This window comes from Pseudorhodoplanes sp., from assembly GCF_046289595.1.
Taxonomy (GTDB): Bacteria; Pseudomonadota; Alphaproteobacteria; order Rhizobiales; family Xanthobacteraceae; genus Pseudorhodoplanes.
In genome coordinates this window covers 2,909-19,077 of sequence record NZ_JBKBVB010000086.1, presented here as the reverse complement: position 1 = coordinate 19,077, position 16,169 = coordinate 2,909, and the positions used below count along the sequence as shown (strand labels likewise).

Genomic DNA, 16,169 nt, shown 5'->3' with positions numbered 1-16,169 from the left:
ATCCGGGGCAGCTCTCCGGCGGCCAGCAGCAGCGGGTCGCGATCGCGCGAGCGCTGTGCATGAACCCGAAGATCATGCTGTTCGACGAGCCGACCTCCGCGCTCGATCCGGAAATGGTGAATGAGGTGCTGCAGACCATGGTCGAGCTTGCCGAAAGCGGCATGACCATGCTGGTCGTCACCCACGAAATGGGATTTGCGCGGCAGGTCGCCGATCGCATTGTTTTTATGGACGAAGGCCAGATCGTCGAGGTCAACGTTCCGGCGGAATTCTTTTCCAATCCGCAGCACGAGCGTACCAAATTGTTCCTCAGTCAGATCCTGCATTGATCGCGCGCGGGCAGGAGGCCTGGCCCCGCCGGGCTCCACCCCAACTGGGCGAAGCGCATCGCGGTCGTGTGCTTTTGATTGGTCAGGATTTGCCGCAGGCGCTAGTCTTGGCTTGCATGTAGCTTCGCTTTCGCTTCGTGCCGCAATCATTCTTCGGGGCAGTCTGGCCCGCGGCGGCGCCTGCAGTTCTTCGAGGAGACAATCCTATGAGCATTCAGGCGCAACCGGCACCCGGTCCGCTTGCGGGCGCAGCCATCGCGCAGGCGCTGGCAGACCATTGGTGGGTCTTGCTCTTGCGCGGCATCGCCGCGCTGATTTTCGGTATCCTGACATTCCTGTGGCCCGGCATCACGCTGCTCACGCTGACGTTGTTCTGGGGTGCGTTTGCCCTGGTCGATGGCGTGCTTTCGCTATGGACGGCGATCTTCGGCAAGGGCAGTACCCTGGCGCCGCGCTGGTGGCTTGCCATCGTCGGCGTTGCCGGGATTGCGGCCGGCATCCTGGCCTTTGCCTGGCCGGTCATGACCGCCTTCATCCTTCTGTTGTTCATCGCCTGCTGGGCAATCGTTGCGGGGGTGATGGAGATTTGGGGGGCTATCAAGCTGCGCAAGGAAATCGAGGGCGAATGGCTGCTTGGCCTTGCGGGGCTGCTCACGGTGATCTTCGGCGTGATCCTGATCGCACGCCCCGCCGTCGGTGCGCTGGCCGTCGCCTGGATGATCGGATGGTTCGCGATGCTGATCGGCGTGACGTGGATCGCGCTCGCGTTCCGGCTGAAGAAATACAGGCAGGCCTGACATATACCCGCGACGCGGCCCGCCCGCGCCGATTGGGGCGGGCATGGTCCGGAAAGCGATCAGAACAGGTTCAGCGGAATTTTCAGATAGCTGCGGCCGTTGTCTTCTGGCTCCGGCAGGCGGCCGCCGCGCAGATTGACCTGCAGGGCCGCCAGCATCTGGTCGGGCAGTGGCAATGTCTTGTCGCGGGCTTCGCGCATCTCGACATACGAAGCGCGATCGCGTCCGCCCCCCACATGTGTATTGTGTCGCTTTTGTTCTGCGACGGTCGATTCCCAGCGCGCCGGGCGGCCATTCGGCTTGTAGTCGTGCCCGGTGAACAGCCGCGTGTCGTCGGGCAGGGCCAGAATGCGCTGGATCGAATCATAGAGCACGGCCGCAGAGCCACCCGGAAAGTCGGCGCGCGCCGTCCCGGAATCGGGCTGGAACAGCGTGTCGTGGATGAAGGCCGCATCGCCCACGACGTAGGTGATCGAGGCCAGCGTATGCCCGGCGCAGAGCATCACCCGCGTATCGATTGAACCGATTTTGAAGGTGTCGCCGTCCTTGAACAGCCGATCCCAGTATCGGGTATGGTAGGGCGGCAGGTTGTAGAACTTTTCCCAGAGCGTCTGGATGTCGGCGACCTTCTCGCCGATCGCCATCGGCGCGCCAAGCTTGTCCTTCATGTAAGCGGCCGCCGAGAAATGGTCGGCATGCGGATGGGTGTCGAGAATCCAGTCAACGGTGAGTTTGCGCGCCGCGACCGCCTCCAGCATTGCGTCGGCGAAGCCGGTGGCGACCCGCGCCGAACGCGGATCGAAGTCCAGCACCGGATCGATCACCGCGGCATGCGCGGTCGCAGGATCGACGACGAGATAAGCGATGCTGCCGGTCTGCTCATGATAGAAGCCCGTGACCTCGGGCGAGGGATGCGAGGCCCGGGCGGGACTGGTTGACGGCGACATATTCATGAGCATGTAGGCGTCTATCACGCGACGGCAGGCTTGGCCACCGGACGGCCAAGCGCGCGAGGACGGATGCTCATCCCGCGGTGGCGATCGGCAGATCGCCGCGCGAGGCCCATTCCGTCCAGGAGCCGTCATAGAGCGCCTTCGGCTCCTTGCCGAGGGCGTCGAGCGCCAGCCACAAAATCGCGGCGCTCACGCCCGAGCCGCAGGTGGTGACGACCGGTTTGTCCACGTCGATCCCGGCTCCCTCGAATGCAGACCTGATCCGGTCGGGCGCGACGAGCCGCCCGTCTTCGACAATCGTCTCCCATGGCAGATTGAGTGCGCCCGGCATATGCCCGGATTTCAGGCCCGGCCGAGGCTCCGGGGCCGTGCCGGCAAAGCGCGCGGCGCTGCGGGCATCGACCACCTGAATATCAGATTGGGCGAGCGCCTTTTGCACATCCGCCGCATCGGCCACCGCACCGCGGTTGAAGCGCGCGGTGAAATGGCGGGGGGTGCGTTTCACCTCGCCAAAATCCAGCGGGCGGCCTTCGGCCTTCCATTTGGGCAGGCCGCCATCGAGGATGTAGACGTCGCGCACCCCGAAGGTCCGGAAGGTCCACCACACCCGCGGCGCCGAGAACAGCCCGGCGCCGTCATAGACCACGATGGTCGTGCCATCGCCGATCCCCATTGCCCGCATCGCAGAGGAGAATGCCTCGGGCGAGGGCAGCATATGCGGCAGGCTGGACGAATGGTCCGCAACCGCATCAATGTCGAAGAATACCGCGCCGGGAATATGGCCTGCGAGATATTCCTCGCGCGCATTTCGCTTCATCGCCGCCAGATAATAGGAGCCGTCGACCACCACGATGTCGGGCGCGTCGAGATGGTCCTCGAGCCATTGCGTGCTGACGAGAGATTTGCTGGCAGGCCCGGCTTCCGTGTTCATCGCTTCACTCATACAAAGGGTGGCTTGATCGCGCTCTTGCGTGTGAGCCAGTCCGGGACCGGCAGGTTTTTTGAACGCAGGAAATCGGGATTGAACAGCTTCGACTGATAGCGCGTGCCGTAGTCGCACAAGATGGTGACGATGGTCGCGCCCTTGCCGAGCTCTCTGGCGAGCCGCATGGCGCCTGCGATGTTGATACCGGACGAGCCGCCAAGGCAAAGCCCTTCGTGCTCGAGCGTCTCGAACACAAGCGGAATCGCTTCCTCGTCGGGGATCAGATAGGAATGGTCGACCTTGATGTCCTCGATGATCGGGGTTACCCGCGCAAGCCCGATCCCTTCGGTGATCGAGCCGCCTTCGGTGACGGTCGGCTTGCCGTCCTTGAACAGGTGATACATTGCAGCGCCCCGCGGATCGGCGCAGCCGATGGCGATGTCCTGCTTCTGCTCGCGCAAATATGTGGAGACGCCGGCCAACGTGCCCCCGGTGCCGACCGAGCAGATGAAGCCGTCGATCCTGCCCGCGGTGTCGCGCCAGATTTCCGGGCCGGTCGAAACAAAATGGGCCTTGCGGTTGTCGAGGTTGTTCCACTGGTCGGCGAACAAGACGCCGTTCTTCTCGGTCTTTCGCAACTCGTCGGCGAGCCTGCGTCCGACATGCTGGTAGTTGTTCGGATTGGCGTAGGGCAGGGCGGGCACTTCGACAAGCTCGGCGCCGCACAGCCGCAGCATGTCCTTCTTTTCCTGGCTCTGCGTCTCCGGGATCACGATCAAAGTGCGATAGCCGCGCGCATTGGCGACGAGCGCAAGGCCGATCCCGGTATTGCCCGCGGTGCTCTCGACCACGAGACCGCCGGGTTTGAGGTCGCCGCGTTTCTCCGCCTCCAGGATCATCTGCCGGCCCGCGCGGTCCTTGACGGACTGGCCGGGATTCATGAATTCGGCCTTGCCAAGAATGGTGCAGCCGGTGAGGTCGGATGCATGCTTGAGCTTGATCAGCGGCGTGTTGCCGATGGCGTCGACGACGCCGTCCTTGGGGTTCATGCTGTCGATTCCGGCACCAATTTGGGCCGACCCTATCGGGGCCCGCCTGATGCGACAAGCCGCGAAGCGGGCGGCCGGTCTGCAACGCCGGCATACAGCGCGCTTGTGCTACCGGTCAGGCGCCGCGGGAAAAAACCATCTGGCGGACGTCGATGTTGCGGGACAGGAAACCCGCCTCGCAATAGGCGAGGTAATATTCCCAGAGCCTGCGGAACCGCTCGTCGAAGCCGAGCGGGGTGATCTGAGGCCAGGCGGCGCGGAACCGCTCCCGCCATTCCGCAAGCGTTCGTGCATAATCCTCGCCGAAGATCCGTTCGGTCCGGAACGGCACGCCGAAGCGGTCGCCGAGCGATTTCAGGGTTTCCGGTGTCGGCAGCATGCCGCCGGGAAAAACGTAGCGGCGGATGAAGTCGATCTCGCGCTTGTAGTTGTCGAACAAGCGCTCCTGAATGGTGATGGTCTGGATGCCGGCGGCGCCGCCGGGCTTCAGGCGGTCGCGGAGCTGGCGGAAATAGGCCGGCCAGAATTGCTCGCCGACCGCCTCCAGCATCTCGATTGAGGCGATCCGGTCGTAGCGGCCGGTCTCGTCGCGATAATCCTGAAGCCGGATATCGACCTTTTCGGCGAGGCCCGCCTCGAAGATGCGCTTGCGCGCGAAATCGTGCTGCTCGCGGCTGATGGTCAGGCCGACCACGCGTGCGTCATAGGTCTTTGCGGCAAATTCGGCAAAGCCGCCCCAGCCGCAGCCGATCTCGAGCACATTCTGCTCGCGCTGCAGGTCGATCGACTGGGCGAGGTTCTGGTATTTGCGCAATTGCGCGGCGGTGAGATCGTTGCCGCCGGTATCGAACAGCGCCGACGAATAGGTCATCGTCGGATCGAGCCAGGCCGAATAGAAGGCGTTGCCCAGATCGTAATGCGCGTGGATATTCTTGCGCGCCTGCCGCTTGGTATTGCGGTTGAGCCAGTGGCGCAGCACCTGCAGCCAGCGCACGATGGCGTTGCCGCCGAGCACCCGTTCCATCATCTCGCGGTTGATACAGAACAAGTAGAGGAAGGTCGTAAGGTCCGCCGTATCCCATTCTCCGCGCAGATAGGATTCGGCAGCGCCGATATCGCCGGAGCGCAGGGTCCGCCAGGCGAAGCGATAATCCTTGACGGTCATGCTGGCGGCGGGGCCGGGCGTCTCACCGCGGAACAGCAGCCGGCGTCCGTCGGGCAGCGTGACCTCCAGCGAGCCGCAGCGGATATTCTCGGCAAGAGCAAAGGCGATCCGCGCCGTCCCAGGCAACCCCGAAAGCGCTGACTTTCGCGTTTGTGGGGTGACGAGGGTCGGAGCAGACATCGCGTTCGGTTCCTGGCTAGCCCGAAAGATCGGGAACGGCGCGGACCCTCGCGGTGCATGAAGCGTCCGGTGCGGGCTGTGGGCGCGGAAGCGGACGCAGCCCCTTCAGCCACAGCCGTGCAGCCTCGACGTGGATGCCTGCCATCACCTTGAGAGTCACCAGCGGCAACGTGAAGAATGCCGCAAGCAGGTGGGGGCTCGTCAAGGCTTGTCTGCAACCACTGAATGTCGCAGCCAGGAGCGGACCCTGGGAATCGGTTTCCAGAATGCGAAGCCGGGCGGTCTCGCCCGGCTGAGTCAAGCGGAAGTGGTAGCGCATGTCCATGCCGATAAATGGCGACACGTAGAAGCGCTTGTCGCAACTCTGGCGGATGCCGGCCGGGCTTGTTGCGCCGCGAAAAACCGGACAGACATAGGTGTGATATTCACCGAAGGTGTTGCGGACCTCGTAGATCAGGATCGCCAGGGTGCCGTTGGCGCGGTAGCCGTAATAAACCGAGATCGGATTGAATGCATAGCCGAGCAGCCGCGGATAGCACAGAAGTCGGATGCGGCCGCCCGACAGGTCGATCCCGGCGCCGGCCGCTACCGATCTCACATAGGCGGCGAGCGAGGTGCCGTCGCGCGGACCGTGATCCTTTTCATGAAAGCTGTAGAGCGCGCGCCGGTTGACCCCGAATAGCGGTGTCTGCCGGTCCGCCTCGTGGAGGCGGTCGAGATCGATGAAGAGGTTCAGTACCCGGTACACGAAGCGATGGCCGACCGGCTTGAGACGGGCATGCATCACCGTCCCGCGATAAAGGGTTGCGGCCGGTTCCTGCGTCGTCATCCGTCCCTGCATCACTCTGCGGCCTCCGCGTAAGCAGGAGCCCGGGCACGCCACGGAACGCCGCCGCCCAGTTGCTCGGCAGCGGCCAGACCGGAGCGCAATCCGTCCTCGTGAAAACCATAACCGGTCCACGCGCCGCAAAACCAGGTCCGGTTGGTGCCCTGGATCCGGCAGAGCCCCGCCTGGGCTGCAAAGGCCGCGGCATCGAATTGCGGGTGCTCGCAGGTGAAGCTGGCGAATGTCAGTTTTGGATCGGGTTCGAAGGGCGGATTGAGGCTGACGAAGAGCGGCTTGTCGGCGCCGATATGCTGCAGCGCATTCATCCAGTAGGTCACGGCGACGTCGCCGCCGGCTTCGCCCCGGCCATTGCCACGCAGAAAATTCCACGCCGCCCAGGCCCGCCGCCGTTTCGGCATCAGGCGGGTATCGCGATGCAGGAACACTGCGTTCGGACGGTAGCGGATCGCGCCGAGCACGGCGCGCTCAGCTGTGCTTGCGTCGCTCAGCATGGCGAGCGCCTGATCGGAATGGGCCGCGATCACCACCTGATCGTAGCGCTCGCTGCAGCCTGTGCTGTCGGTCACGACGACGCCCGCACGCGTGCGTGCGATTGCGGTGACGGCCGCCCCCAGCCTGATGCGATCGCGAAAAGGGCGGGTGAGCGCCTCGACATAGCGCGCGCTGCCGCCGCGGACCGTGCGCCAGACCGGCCGCTCGTCATGCAGCAGGCGATGATTGTCGAAGAAGGCGACGAAATTCTCCGCCGGGAAATCGAGCATCCGGTCCACCGGTGTGGACCAGATGGCAGCGCCCATCGGCACCAGATAATCGTGCGTCAGCCGGTCGGGATATCCATGACCGCGCAGGTAATCCCCAAGCGTCAGACCGTCGAGGTGGCCCGCTGCGCGATCGAGGATCGCCTGACGATTGAACCGCCGCATGGCCCGCAGCATCGACCAGAAGGGCAGGGAAACCAGATTGCTGCGCTGGGCGAAGACGCCGTTCAACGTCTCGGACAGCTTTTGTCCTCCGCCCATCCATTCGAATCGTCCGCCCTTCGCCGAAACCGAGAAGCTCATGTCGGTCGGGAGGGTCTCCACGCCAAGATGCGCGAACAGCGCGGTCAGATCCGGGTAGTTGAGTTCGTTGTAGACAATGAAGCCGGTGTCGACCGCGAGCGGGGTGCCGTCGTAGTCGATCTGCACGGTGTGGCTGTGGCCGCCGGGGCGCAATTCGCGCTCATAGACCGTAATTTGGTGCCGGTGAGAGAGTGCAAAGGCGGCCGTGTTGCCCGCGATTCCCGTGCCCACAACCGCAATTCGCATCGTTCAGCCCGCTTTCGGTCTTGCAATAGGCCAGATACGGACGGCGTCTGGCGAGGTTTCATATTGCAAACACTTTGCCTCGAATGCGATGGCTGACGGTAAGCTTGGCGAAACCATCCGGCAGTCTCTGGCCCCCGGATCGCTCCGGTTTTCAACCATTCTTTGGCGGGGGCGGGTAAACGTCCCGCGTTGGGCGGCGCGGGCCGCGCACAGCCCGAAATGGGCGACCCCGCCGGTGGAAGGGCATGACTCTGGACGTCAATACGCTGTTTCTCGTCACGATCTATGTCGAGGCGATGCTCGGGCTCTTGCTGCTGTTTGCCTGGGTACAAAACTCGTCGGTGACCGCGGTGGCGTGGTGGGGGGCCGCGCATCTGCTCCGGGCCGGTTCGATTGCGCTGTTCGGCCTGTATGGCGCCGCACCCCACTGGGTTTCGTTCGACCTGTCAAATGCGGTGCTGTTTTCCTCCTTTGCGGCAACCTGGGTCGGAGCGCGGGTCTTTGACGGACGTGGGGTCAGCATTGTCGGGCTTTTGGCCGGGGCGGTGCTGTGGCTGATCGTCTGCCGGGTCCCCGCTGTGGCGCAATCCATCGAAGCGCGGGTCGTGATCTCCTCCTTCATCGTGACCTGCTACACTTGGGCTGCCGCTTACGAGTTCTGGCGCGGCCGCAGCGAGGCGCTGGTATCACGTTGGCCCGCGATCTTGATGTTGTTTGCGCATGGAGCGCTGTTCCTGTTGCACACTCCGGCTGCAGCCATGCTGCCCTGGATCCCGGACAAGCAGGTCTATGACAGCGTGTGGATGGTGGTGCTGAGTTTCGAGGCGCTGCTGTTCACCATTGCCATCGCATTCATCCTGCTGGCGATGGCAAAGGAAAGGACCGAGTTGCTGCACAAAATGGCGTCGCTGGTCGACCCGTTGACCGGTCTGCCCAATCGCCGCGCGTTTCTGGACGATGCCGAGGCGATGTCGCAGCAAGCCGGCACTGGCCGCAAGCCTGTTGCGGTGCTGCTGGTCGATCTCGACCGGTTCAAATCGATCAACGACACCTTTGGTCACGCCTTTGGCGATCGGGTGCTTCAGATTTTCGCCGAGACCGCCTTGACCCAAATCGGACCGGATGACCTGATCGGTCGGCTCGGCGGTGAAGAATTTGCGATCGTCCTCCAAGGCTGCAGCGCAAAGCATGCGATGGACACAGCCGAAGCCATCCGTCTCTCGTTTGAGAACGCGGCATCCGACATAGACGGCCGTATGGTCGGGGCGACCTGCAGCATTGGCGTGGCCCTCAGCCAAACCGGACCGATCGTGATCGCAAATCTGCTCGAGGAGGCGGATCAGGCGCTCTATCGTGCCAAGGAAGGCGGACGAAATCGCTGCGAAATCGCTGGGTTGGAGTTCACGCTGCGTCTCGATGCGTCGACCCCATCGCTTCGCATCGACAATATGGCTGCGAAGACGGCCGCCTGACCGCCGAACCGACCGCCATTCATCCGCGTTCTGCGTTGCCTTTGACCGCGCGCCGGACCATCATCCAAGAAAAGCGTCAGAGGGAGGTGGTCATGTCACTCAACGTGAAATCGCTGGCGATCGCATGTGCTGCGTTAGGGTTGTACGGCCACGCTGCCCATGCCCAGACCTATGGTTTTGCGACGCTCCCACCCGGAACATTGAACCACACAACTGCCTCCGCCGTCGCAAAGGTGCTGAAGGAAAAGGCCGGCATGAACATGCTGGTGCAGCCGACGGCGGGCGATCAGGTGATCGTGCCGATGGTTGCGCGCGGAGAGGTCGAGGTCGGCATCGCCAATGCGATGGAGGTGCATGACTGGCTCGCCAAGGGCAATCAGGAGCTACGCATCATCGCCGCGGTCCATCCGCTGCGCGTGGGCTTCTTCGTGCGCAAGGATTCGGATATCAAGACCGTCGCAGACCTGAAAGGCAAGCGGGTGCCGTTCGGATTTTCGGCAATGCGGGCCCTTGAGCCGACCGTTCGGGCGATGCTCGCGACCGCCAATCTGTCGCAGAAGGACATCAAACCGGTGATGGTCCCGAATGTGGTGCGCAGCGCCGACGATTTTGTATCCGGTGCGGCCGACGCCTTCTATTTCGCCTTCGGTGCGCCGAAGGTCCGCGAAGTCGACGCCACCACCGGCGGGATCAGGATGATCGAGATCGACGAGAAAGGCATGGATGCCGCGCGCAAGATCGAGCGCTGGGGTTATCTGACCGAGGTGAAGCCCGGACCGGTCTTCGTCGGCGTCGACAAGCCGATGAAGGTGTACAGCTTCGACAATCTGTTCTTCACCAACGCCAAGACCAGCGACGCGTTCGTCACCACGTTTCTCGACACGCTGCTGAAGAACCAGGCCGACCTGATTTCCGTCCAGCCGGTGCTGCGTGAATTCACGCCCGCCTTTGCGTACAAGCAATATGAGGTTCCGTATCACCCCGCCGCGGTGAAATACTTCAAGGACAACAATATCCAGCCGCAGCCGGTCCAGTGACCGAACAGGACCGCGCGCCGGACGCGGCGGCGCCCGCCGCCGCGAGCCGCGCCGCTTCACTTGCAAACGACATTCTGCAGGGTCTGCTGATCCTCTGCGTCACCGGATGGGTGCTGGACATCCCGCGGCGCTATTTCGGTGCTGCGTTCTATACGGAGCAACTGCTCGCAGTCTGTCTCGGTATCAGCCTCGCACTCGCGCTGCTGTCCGGCCGGACCGGCCGGCCGCGCTGGTTTGACTGGACCGGTGCTGCGCTCGCACTTGCGATCTGCGGCTATATCGCGGTCCGCTACGAGGCCTTGACCTACGAGCTTGCGATGCTGCCGGTCGAGGGGATTGTCGGCAGCCTGATCCTGATCGTCCTGACGCTGGAGGCGACGCGGCGCACCTCCGGTGCGGTGCTGGTGATCATCATCCTGGCGCTGGTGGCGTATGTCTTCATCGGGCCGAACCTGCCGGGCGACTTCCAGACCCGCTATGTGAGCCCGGCGCGGCTTGCGGTCTATCTCGGGCTCGATACCAACGGCATGATCGGCAATATCCTCGGCGTCGCCGTGCTGATCGTCGTGCCGTTCACGCTGATGGGGCAGGTGCTCGGCCGCACCGGCGGCGCCAATTACTTTGCCGATCTGGCGATGTCGGGCATGGGCAAGTTTCGCGGCGGCGCCGCCAAGATTGCCGTGTTCGGCTCGGCCTTGTTCGGGATGATTTCCGGCGCGGCGGTCAGCAATGTCGTGGCGGTCGGGATCGTTACCATTCCGCTGATGGCAAGGTCCGGCTTTGCGCGTGCGAAAGCCGCGGCAATCGAGGCGGTCGGCTCCACCGGCGGCCAGTTGATGCCGCCGGTGATGGGGGCGGCCGCCTTCATCATGGCGGAATTCCTGCAGGTTTCGTATGGCGCGGTGGTGGTCGCGGCGCTGATACCGGCGCTGCTCTACTACGCCGCGTTGTTCTTCCATGTCGATCTCGAAGCGGCGAAACACCGGATCGGAGCGGCGCAGGTCGAGGAGGATATCCCGGGATTCCTGGAGATCCTGCGCTCCGGCTGGCATTTTCCGGTTCCGATCCTGTTCCTGATCGCGACGCTGGCCTGGCCGGAAATCTTCCAGATCCCGATCGAGCGCGCGGCCGTCTATGCCACCGGCATGATGATCGTGCTGAGCCTTCTGTTCGGCTATCGTGGCAAGAAGGTCACGATCCTGCAGATGGGCCGCGCCGTGCTCGATACCGGCCGCGCCGCGCTCGATATTGTATTGATCGGCGCCGCCGCCGGGATGGTGGTGGGTGCACTGAATGTGTCCGGCATCGCCTTCGGCCTCACGCTGCAACTGATTGCCATCAGCGGCGAAAATCTTTTCATTCTTCTGCTGTTGACGGCCATTGTGAGCTTCGTGCTCGGCATGGGGATGCCGACCGTCAGCGTCTATGTGCTGACCGCGACCTTGCTTGCGCCCTCGCTGATCAAGCTCGGCGTCGCGCCGATGGCGGCGCATATGTACGTGATGTATTTCGGCATGCTGTCGATGATCACGCCCCCGGTCGCGATCGCCGCCTATGCGGCGGCCAACATCGCGCGGGTTTCCGGCTGGACCACGGGGTGGGTCTCGGTCGCGGTCGGGTGGAGTACCTTCTTCATTCCGTTCCTTTTCGTGCTCGAACCGGCTCTGTTGATGAATGCGCCGTGGCACGCGGTCGCGTGGCATCTGGCGCGCAATCTGCTCGGCATTTTCATGGGCACGGCCGCGATCGTCGGGTTCGGCTTCATCCCGCTGACCTTGCCGATGCGGCTCGGATTCGGGGCGGCGGCGCTTGCGATCCTGATGCCGCCCAATGCATTCCCGGCCGCCGCCATGCTGGACTGGATCGGCCTCGCCGCGTCGATCGCCGTGCTGTCGTTGAATTATATGCGCAGCCGGGCGGTCCGCGCCCAGACGGCGCCGGGCTGAGGGGCGGCCGCATTGACAGAGACAAAAGCCGATATGCATTATAGTGCATGTCGTCTTGGGAGGACGCACCGTGACGTCGACAATGCCAAAACCGGCAGCTTCGGCCGGTACACCGCCATTCCGTCCCATCCACTTTGCCGAGCCGCATGTGCTGCGCGAGGATCGCGCCGACGGCTCGATCATGCTGCGCGCCGCCCAGCCGCTCGCGGCCCATGAGACGAGCCTCGCAACGCTGTTCCGCAATGCCGTCGAGCGGCATCCCGAGCGCCTGCTGATGGCGGAGCGCGATACAACTGGCGCCTGGGCCGGCGTCACCTATGCGCAGGCGCGGCGCAAGGCCGACGCCGTCGCACAGGCGCTGATCGATCGCGGCCTCAACGCCGAGCGGCCGGTGATGGTGCTGTCGGGCAATGCGGTGCAGCACGGTCTTCTGACGCTCGCCTGCTATACGGCGGGTATTCCCATTGCGCCCATTTCGGTCGCCTATTCGCTGCAGAGCCAGGACCACGCCAAGCTCAAATACATCAATGAGCTGCTGACGCCCGGTCTCGTCTATGTCTCCGATACTGCGCCCTTTGCGAAGGCGCTGACGCATATCACTGCGCCGATCCTGGCCGGAAAGAACGGTGCCAATCTGCCGAACGTGACGCTGTTCTCCGATCTGGAACAGACCGCGTCCGGTCCCGCGGTCGAGCAGGCGGTTGCCGCCATCCGCCCCGAAACGATCGCGAAATTCCTGTTCACCTCGGGCTCGACCAGCCTGCCCAAGGGCGTCATCAACACCCATGGGATGCTGACCGCGAACCAGCAGCAATCGGTTCAGTGCTGGCCGTTCATCGAAGAAGCCCCGATGGTGCTGATCGACTGGCTGCCCTGGAACCACACTTTTGGCTCAAACTACAATTTCAACCTGATCCTGCAGCAGGCCGGCACGCTCTATATCGACGGCGGCAAGCCGTTGCCTGCGCTCATCGGCCAAACGGTGGAGAATCTGCGCGAGATCGCGCCGACGGTCTATTTCAACGTGCCGGCAGGTTATGGCGCGCTGCTGCCATTCCTGGAAAAAGACGATGCGCTGGCGCGCCATTTTTTCTCGCGCGTGCGGCTGTTGTTCTATGCGGGCGCGTCGTTGCCGCAGGACATGTGGGACCGGCTGGAGGCGCTTGCGATCCGCATCACCGGCACCCGCATTCCGATGACGTCGGCGTGGGGAACGACGGAAACCTCGCCGCTTGCGACCTCCGCGCATGTGCTGCTGGAACGCGCCGGCAATGTCGGCGTCCCGGTGCCGGGCGTCGATGTGAAGCTCGTGCCGGTCGGTAGCAAGCTCGAAATCCGGGTGCGCGGTCCGAACATCACGCCGGGCTATTGGCGCAGGCCCGATCTCACGCAGGCGATGTTCGATGAGGAAGGCTATTACCTTCCGGGCGACGCGGTGCGCTTCGCCGACCCGGACGATCCCAATCAGGGCCTGATCTTCGACGGACGCACCGCGGAGGATTTCAAGCTGACCAACGGAACCTGGGTAACGGTCGGCGCGCTCCGGGTGGGTGCGCTGGCGGCGGCTTCACCGGTGTTGCAGGATGCGATCGTCTGCGGGGAGGGGCGCGACCGGATCGGGCTCGTCGCCTGGCTGAATGCCGCGGGCTGCAAGGAGATCACCGGCGACAACGGCGATCTGCCCTTCTATGCAACCCATCCCAAGGTGCATACGCATCTGCGCAATGCCTTCGCGCGCTGGAACAAGGTCAATACCGGCGCCACGATGCGTGTCACGCGAGTACTGTTGCTGCCGGACCTGCCGTCGATCGACCGAAACGAAATCACCGACAAGGGCTATATCAACCAGCGTGTTGCACTCGAATGCCGCAAGCTGGAAGGCGAGCGCCTGTTTGACGGAAATCAGTATCCCGACGTCGTCGTCATCGATTGAGTTTTCACGTCCGATTTTGACCTTGTGAAAAGGAATCCGCCGGCGCGGAATTGCCGCTGCGCGCCCGGTGTTCTATCACTCGAACAACAACAATCAGGGAGGATGACGATGTCACGACGGCATTTGCTCGGCGTTGCTGCCGGTTTCTTTGCGCTTTTGGTATCTTTTGCTGCGCAGGCGCAGGAATGGCCGGCGCGTTCGGTGAAGTTCGTCGTGCCGTTCGGTCCCGGCGGGCCGGCCGACGTCTATGCGCGCGTGCTCGCGCAGCATCTCGGCGAAACACTGAAGCAGCCCTTCGTGGTGGAAAACCGACCGGGTGCGGGCTCGATCATCGGCTCGGACGCGGTCGCAAAATCCGATCCCGACGGCTACACGTTCCTGGTGATGTCGAACACCCACACCGTCAACGAAACGCTGACGCCGAACAAGCCGTTCAAGCTGATGGAGGACTTCGTCGCGGTCGCGCCGATCAACTATTCCGATCTGCTGCTGGTGATCCATCCGTCGGTGCCGGCCAACAACCTGAAGGAATTTCTCGAACTGGCGAAGTCCAAGCCCGGCCAGCTCAATTACGGATCGTCGGGGCCGGCGACGCCCTATCACATGGCCGGCGAACTCTTCAAAGCCATGAGCGGCACCGATATCGTGCATGTGCCGCACAAGGCATCGGGCGAGATGCGCAATTCCGTGATGGGCGGCCATGTGCAGATGGCCTTCGACGCGATCACCACCATGAACGAGAATGCCAAGGCCGGGAAGGTGAAGGCGCTCGGCACCACCGGCGCCAAGCGCTCGGAACTGACGCCCGACATCCCGACGGTCTCGGAAGCCGGGGTGCCCGGCTACGAGGCGACAATCTGGCTCGGCATCGTGGCGCCCGCCAAGACGCCGCCGGCGATCGTCGAGAAGCTGAATGCCGAGATCACCAAGGTGGTCAACCGGCCCGATGTCCGCGCCGCCTGGGCCAAGCAGGGTGCGGTGCCGATGACCATGTCGGTGAAGGAGTTCGATACCTATCTGCGCAAGGACATCGACAAGTGGGCCGATGTCGTCAAGAAGACCGGCACCAAGGTGAACTGACCCGCAACGGACTCTGCCGGCTGATCCGCGCGGTGCGGGCGGGTGCGTCCGGAATATCAGCTGTGTCATGGCCGGGCTTGCCGCGGCCATGAGCCTCTTTTAGTGCTGTCCGCCTCACGATGCGGATGCCTGCGGCATCGGCGATCGAAGCGGCACCGTTCTTGGAACGGTTATCCGCGGACATGACGGCAGAGCTGGAGAGCGGCGCATGCGCTATTGCAGGTTCGACAATGATCGCCTCGGTGTGGTTCGAGGCGATCAGGTTCACGATGTTACAGCGGTCCTTGAGAAGCTTCCCGCGGTCCGCTGGCCGCTGCCCGCCTACGATCCGCTGGTCGCGGCGCTACCGAAATTGCGCGGCGACATGGAAGCCGCGGCCGATCGCGTGGCGGGCGTGCCGATCTCCTCGGTCAAGCTACTCAATCCGGTGCCCAATCCGTCCAAGGTGATCGGCGCCCCGGTCAATTATCACGCCCATATCGACGAGGCGAACCGCGACCAGCAGATCAGCTTCGGCAAGACCATCAAGACCATCGACCATTACGGCGTGTTCCTGAAGTCGAATTCGTCGCTGTCGGGGCCGTCCGAGCCGGTGCCGGTGGTGGAGAAGGACCGCCGTACCGATCACGAGGTCGAGCTTGCCGCGATCATTGGCGAAACCTGTTTCGATGTGCCGGAGGAGGGTGCGCTGAAATATATCGCGGGCTATGCGATCGGTCTCGACATGACGATCCGCGGCCCGGAAGAGCGCTCCTTGCGCAAGTCGCTCGATCGCTTCTCGGTGGTCGGCCCCTGTTTCGTGACGGCGGACGAAATTCCCGATCCGGAGAATCTCGATCTGGAAATCCTGGTCAACGGAGAGGTGCGGCAGAAATCCAATACGTCGCGCCTGATCTTCGGCGTCGCCAAACTGGTGTCCTATTGCTCGAACTTCTACACGCTCTATCCCGGCGACATCATCATGACCGGGACGCCGGAAGGTGTCGGCCCGGTGCAGGCGGGCGATGTGATGCACGCCAAGATCGAGAAGGTCGGCGAGATGACGGTTGCGATCACGCGGCGCACCGCGCCGCTGCCGCTCTCGGAGAAGGAGGGGGGAGTGCGGGGAAGGGCCAAGCGGCAGCATGAAAAGGAGAACAGCGGGGAAGA

14 protein-coding genes are annotated in these 16,169 nt (G+C 63.5%); 8 read left to right on the top strand and 6 right to left on the bottom strand.

Translation table 11 applies throughout. The features are described from left to right. On the top strand, nt 1-329 hold a 329-nt coding region (locus tag ACK41X_RS16520), incomplete at its 5' end, for an amino acid ABC transporter ATP-binding protein (RefSeq protein WP_409725574.1). Nucleotides 330-535: 206 nt separating this feature from the next. Then, nucleotides 536-1,126, top strand: coding sequence for an HdeD family acid-resistance protein (locus ACK41X_RS16515; RefSeq protein WP_409725572.1), 591 nt, complete (start codon nt 536-538; stop codon nt 1,124-1,126). A gap of 59 nt (nt 1,127-1,185) precedes the next feature. Here ACK41X_RS16515 and ACK41X_RS16510 read toward each other — a convergent pair whose 3' ends face one another. The 6 genes from ACK41X_RS16510 to ACK41X_RS16485 form a co-directional block, all read right to left on the bottom strand. Beyond that, nucleotides 1,186-2,085 carry an MBL fold metallo-hydrolase gene (locus tag ACK41X_RS16510; RefSeq protein WP_409725570.1) on the bottom strand — a complete coding sequence of 300 codons (900 nt, stop codon included), beginning with the start codon at nt 2,083-2,085 and terminating at the stop codon, nt 1,186-1,188. A 64-nt stretch (nt 2,086-2,149) separates the two neighbouring features. Then, entirely contained in the window at nt 2,150-3,010 is an 861-nt protein-coding gene (gene sseA / locus ACK41X_RS16505) for a 3-mercaptopyruvate sulfurtransferase (protein ID WP_409725567.1), read from the bottom strand. An 8-nt stretch (nt 3,011-3,018) separates the two neighbouring features. Beyond that, the gene (locus ACK41X_RS16500) at nt 3,019-4,053 is read right to left on the bottom strand and encodes a cysteine synthase A (protein ID WP_409725564.1); all 1,035 of its coding nucleotides are present in this window, start codon (nt 4,051-4,053) and stop codon (nt 3,019-3,021) included. 115 nt (nt 4,054-4,168) lie between these two features. Then, nucleotides 4,169-5,398 carry a class I SAM-dependent methyltransferase gene (locus ACK41X_RS16495; RefSeq protein ID WP_409725562.1) on the bottom strand — a complete coding sequence of 410 codons (1,230 nt, stop codon included), beginning with the start codon at nt 5,396-5,398 and terminating at the stop codon, nt 4,169-4,171. Nucleotides 5,399-5,414: 16 nt separating this feature from the next. After that, nucleotides 5,415-6,227, bottom strand: coding sequence for a DUF1365 domain-containing protein (locus ACK41X_RS16490; RefSeq protein WP_409725560.1), 813 nt, complete (start codon nt 6,225-6,227; stop codon nt 5,415-5,417). Nucleotides 6,228-6,238: 11 nt separating this feature from the next. Further along, nucleotides 6,239-7,552, bottom strand: coding sequence for an NAD(P)/FAD-dependent oxidoreductase (locus ACK41X_RS16485; RefSeq protein WP_409725558.1), 1,314 nt, complete (start codon nt 7,550-7,552; stop codon nt 6,239-6,241). Nucleotides 7,553-7,797: 245 nt separating this feature from the next. Here ACK41X_RS16485 and ACK41X_RS16480 point away from each other — a divergent pair, with 245 nt between their 5' ends. The 6 genes from ACK41X_RS16480 to ACK41X_RS16455 all read left to right on the top strand — a co-directional run. Beyond that, complete coding sequence (locus ACK41X_RS16480) at nt 7,798-9,024, top strand: GGDEF domain-containing protein (RefSeq protein ID WP_409725554.1); 1,227 nt, start codon at nt 7,798-7,800, stop codon at nt 9,022-9,024. Nucleotides 9,025-9,116: 92 nt separating this feature from the next. Further along, nucleotides 9,117-10,061, top strand: a complete 945-nt coding sequence (locus ACK41X_RS16475; RefSeq protein WP_409725551.1) for a TAXI family TRAP transporter solute-binding subunit — start codon at nt 9,117-9,119, stop codon at nt 10,059-10,061. Next, nucleotides 10,058-12,007: a TRAP transporter permease gene (locus ACK41X_RS16470; protein ID WP_409725548.1), complete on the top strand. Its 1,950-nt coding sequence runs from the start codon at nt 10,058-10,060 to the stop codon at nt 12,005-12,007. The genes ACK41X_RS16475 and ACK41X_RS16470 overlap by 4 nt, the downstream gene beginning before the upstream one ends. Nucleotides 12,008-12,077: 70 nt before the next feature. Further along, nucleotides 12,078-13,940, top strand: a complete 1,863-nt coding sequence (locus tag ACK41X_RS16465; RefSeq protein ID WP_409725545.1) for a feruloyl-CoA synthase — start codon at nt 12,078-12,080, stop codon at nt 13,938-13,940. Nucleotides 13,941-14,048: 108 nt separating this feature from the next. After that, entirely contained in the window at nt 14,049-15,020 is a 972-nt protein-coding gene (locus ACK41X_RS16460) for a Bug family tripartite tricarboxylate transporter substrate binding protein (RefSeq protein WP_409725542.1), read from the top strand. Nucleotides 15,021-15,228: 208 nt separating this feature from the next. Beyond that, the coding region (locus ACK41X_RS16455) for a fumarylacetoacetate hydrolase family protein (RefSeq protein WP_409725539.1) at nt 15,229-16,169 on the top strand (941 nt) is incomplete at its 3' end.

Excerpts from the sequence above, each read along its gene's own strand:
- ACK41X_RS16515 (WP_409725572.1), top strand. The coding sequence starts at position 536 with ATGAGCATTCAGGCGCAACCGGCACCCGGTCCGCTTGCGGGCGCAGCC.
- ACK41X_RS16510 (WP_409725570.1), bottom strand. The coding sequence starts at position 2,085 with ATGCTCATGAATATGTCGCCGTCAACCAGTCCCGCCCGGGCCTCGCAT.
- sseA (WP_409725567.1), bottom strand. The coding sequence starts at position 3,010 with ATGAACACGGAAGCCGGGCCTGCCAGCAAATCTCTCGTCAGCACGCAA.
- ACK41X_RS16500 (WP_409725564.1), bottom strand. The coding sequence starts at position 4,053 with ATGAACCCCAAGGACGGCGTCGTCGACGCCATCGGCAACACGCCGCTG.
- ACK41X_RS16495 (WP_409725562.1), bottom strand. The coding sequence starts at position 5,398 with ATGTCTGCTCCGACCCTCGTCACCCCACAAACGCGAAAGTCAGCGCTT.
- ACK41X_RS16490 (WP_409725560.1), bottom strand. The coding sequence starts at position 6,227 with ATGACGACGCAGGAACCGGCCGCAACCCTTTATCGCGGGACGGTGATG.
- ACK41X_RS16485 (WP_409725558.1), bottom strand. The coding sequence starts at position 7,552 with ATGCGAATTGCGGTTGTGGGCACGGGAATCGCGGGCAACACGGCCGCC.
- ACK41X_RS16480 (WP_409725554.1), top strand. The coding sequence starts at position 7,798 with ATGACTCTGGACGTCAATACGCTGTTTCTCGTCACGATCTATGTCGAG.
- ACK41X_RS16475 (WP_409725551.1), top strand. The coding sequence starts at position 9,117 with ATGTCACTCAACGTGAAATCGCTGGCGATCGCATGTGCTGCGTTAGGG.
- ACK41X_RS16460 (WP_409725542.1), top strand. The coding sequence starts at position 14,049 with ATGTCACGACGGCATTTGCTCGGCGTTGCTGCCGGTTTCTTTGCGCTT.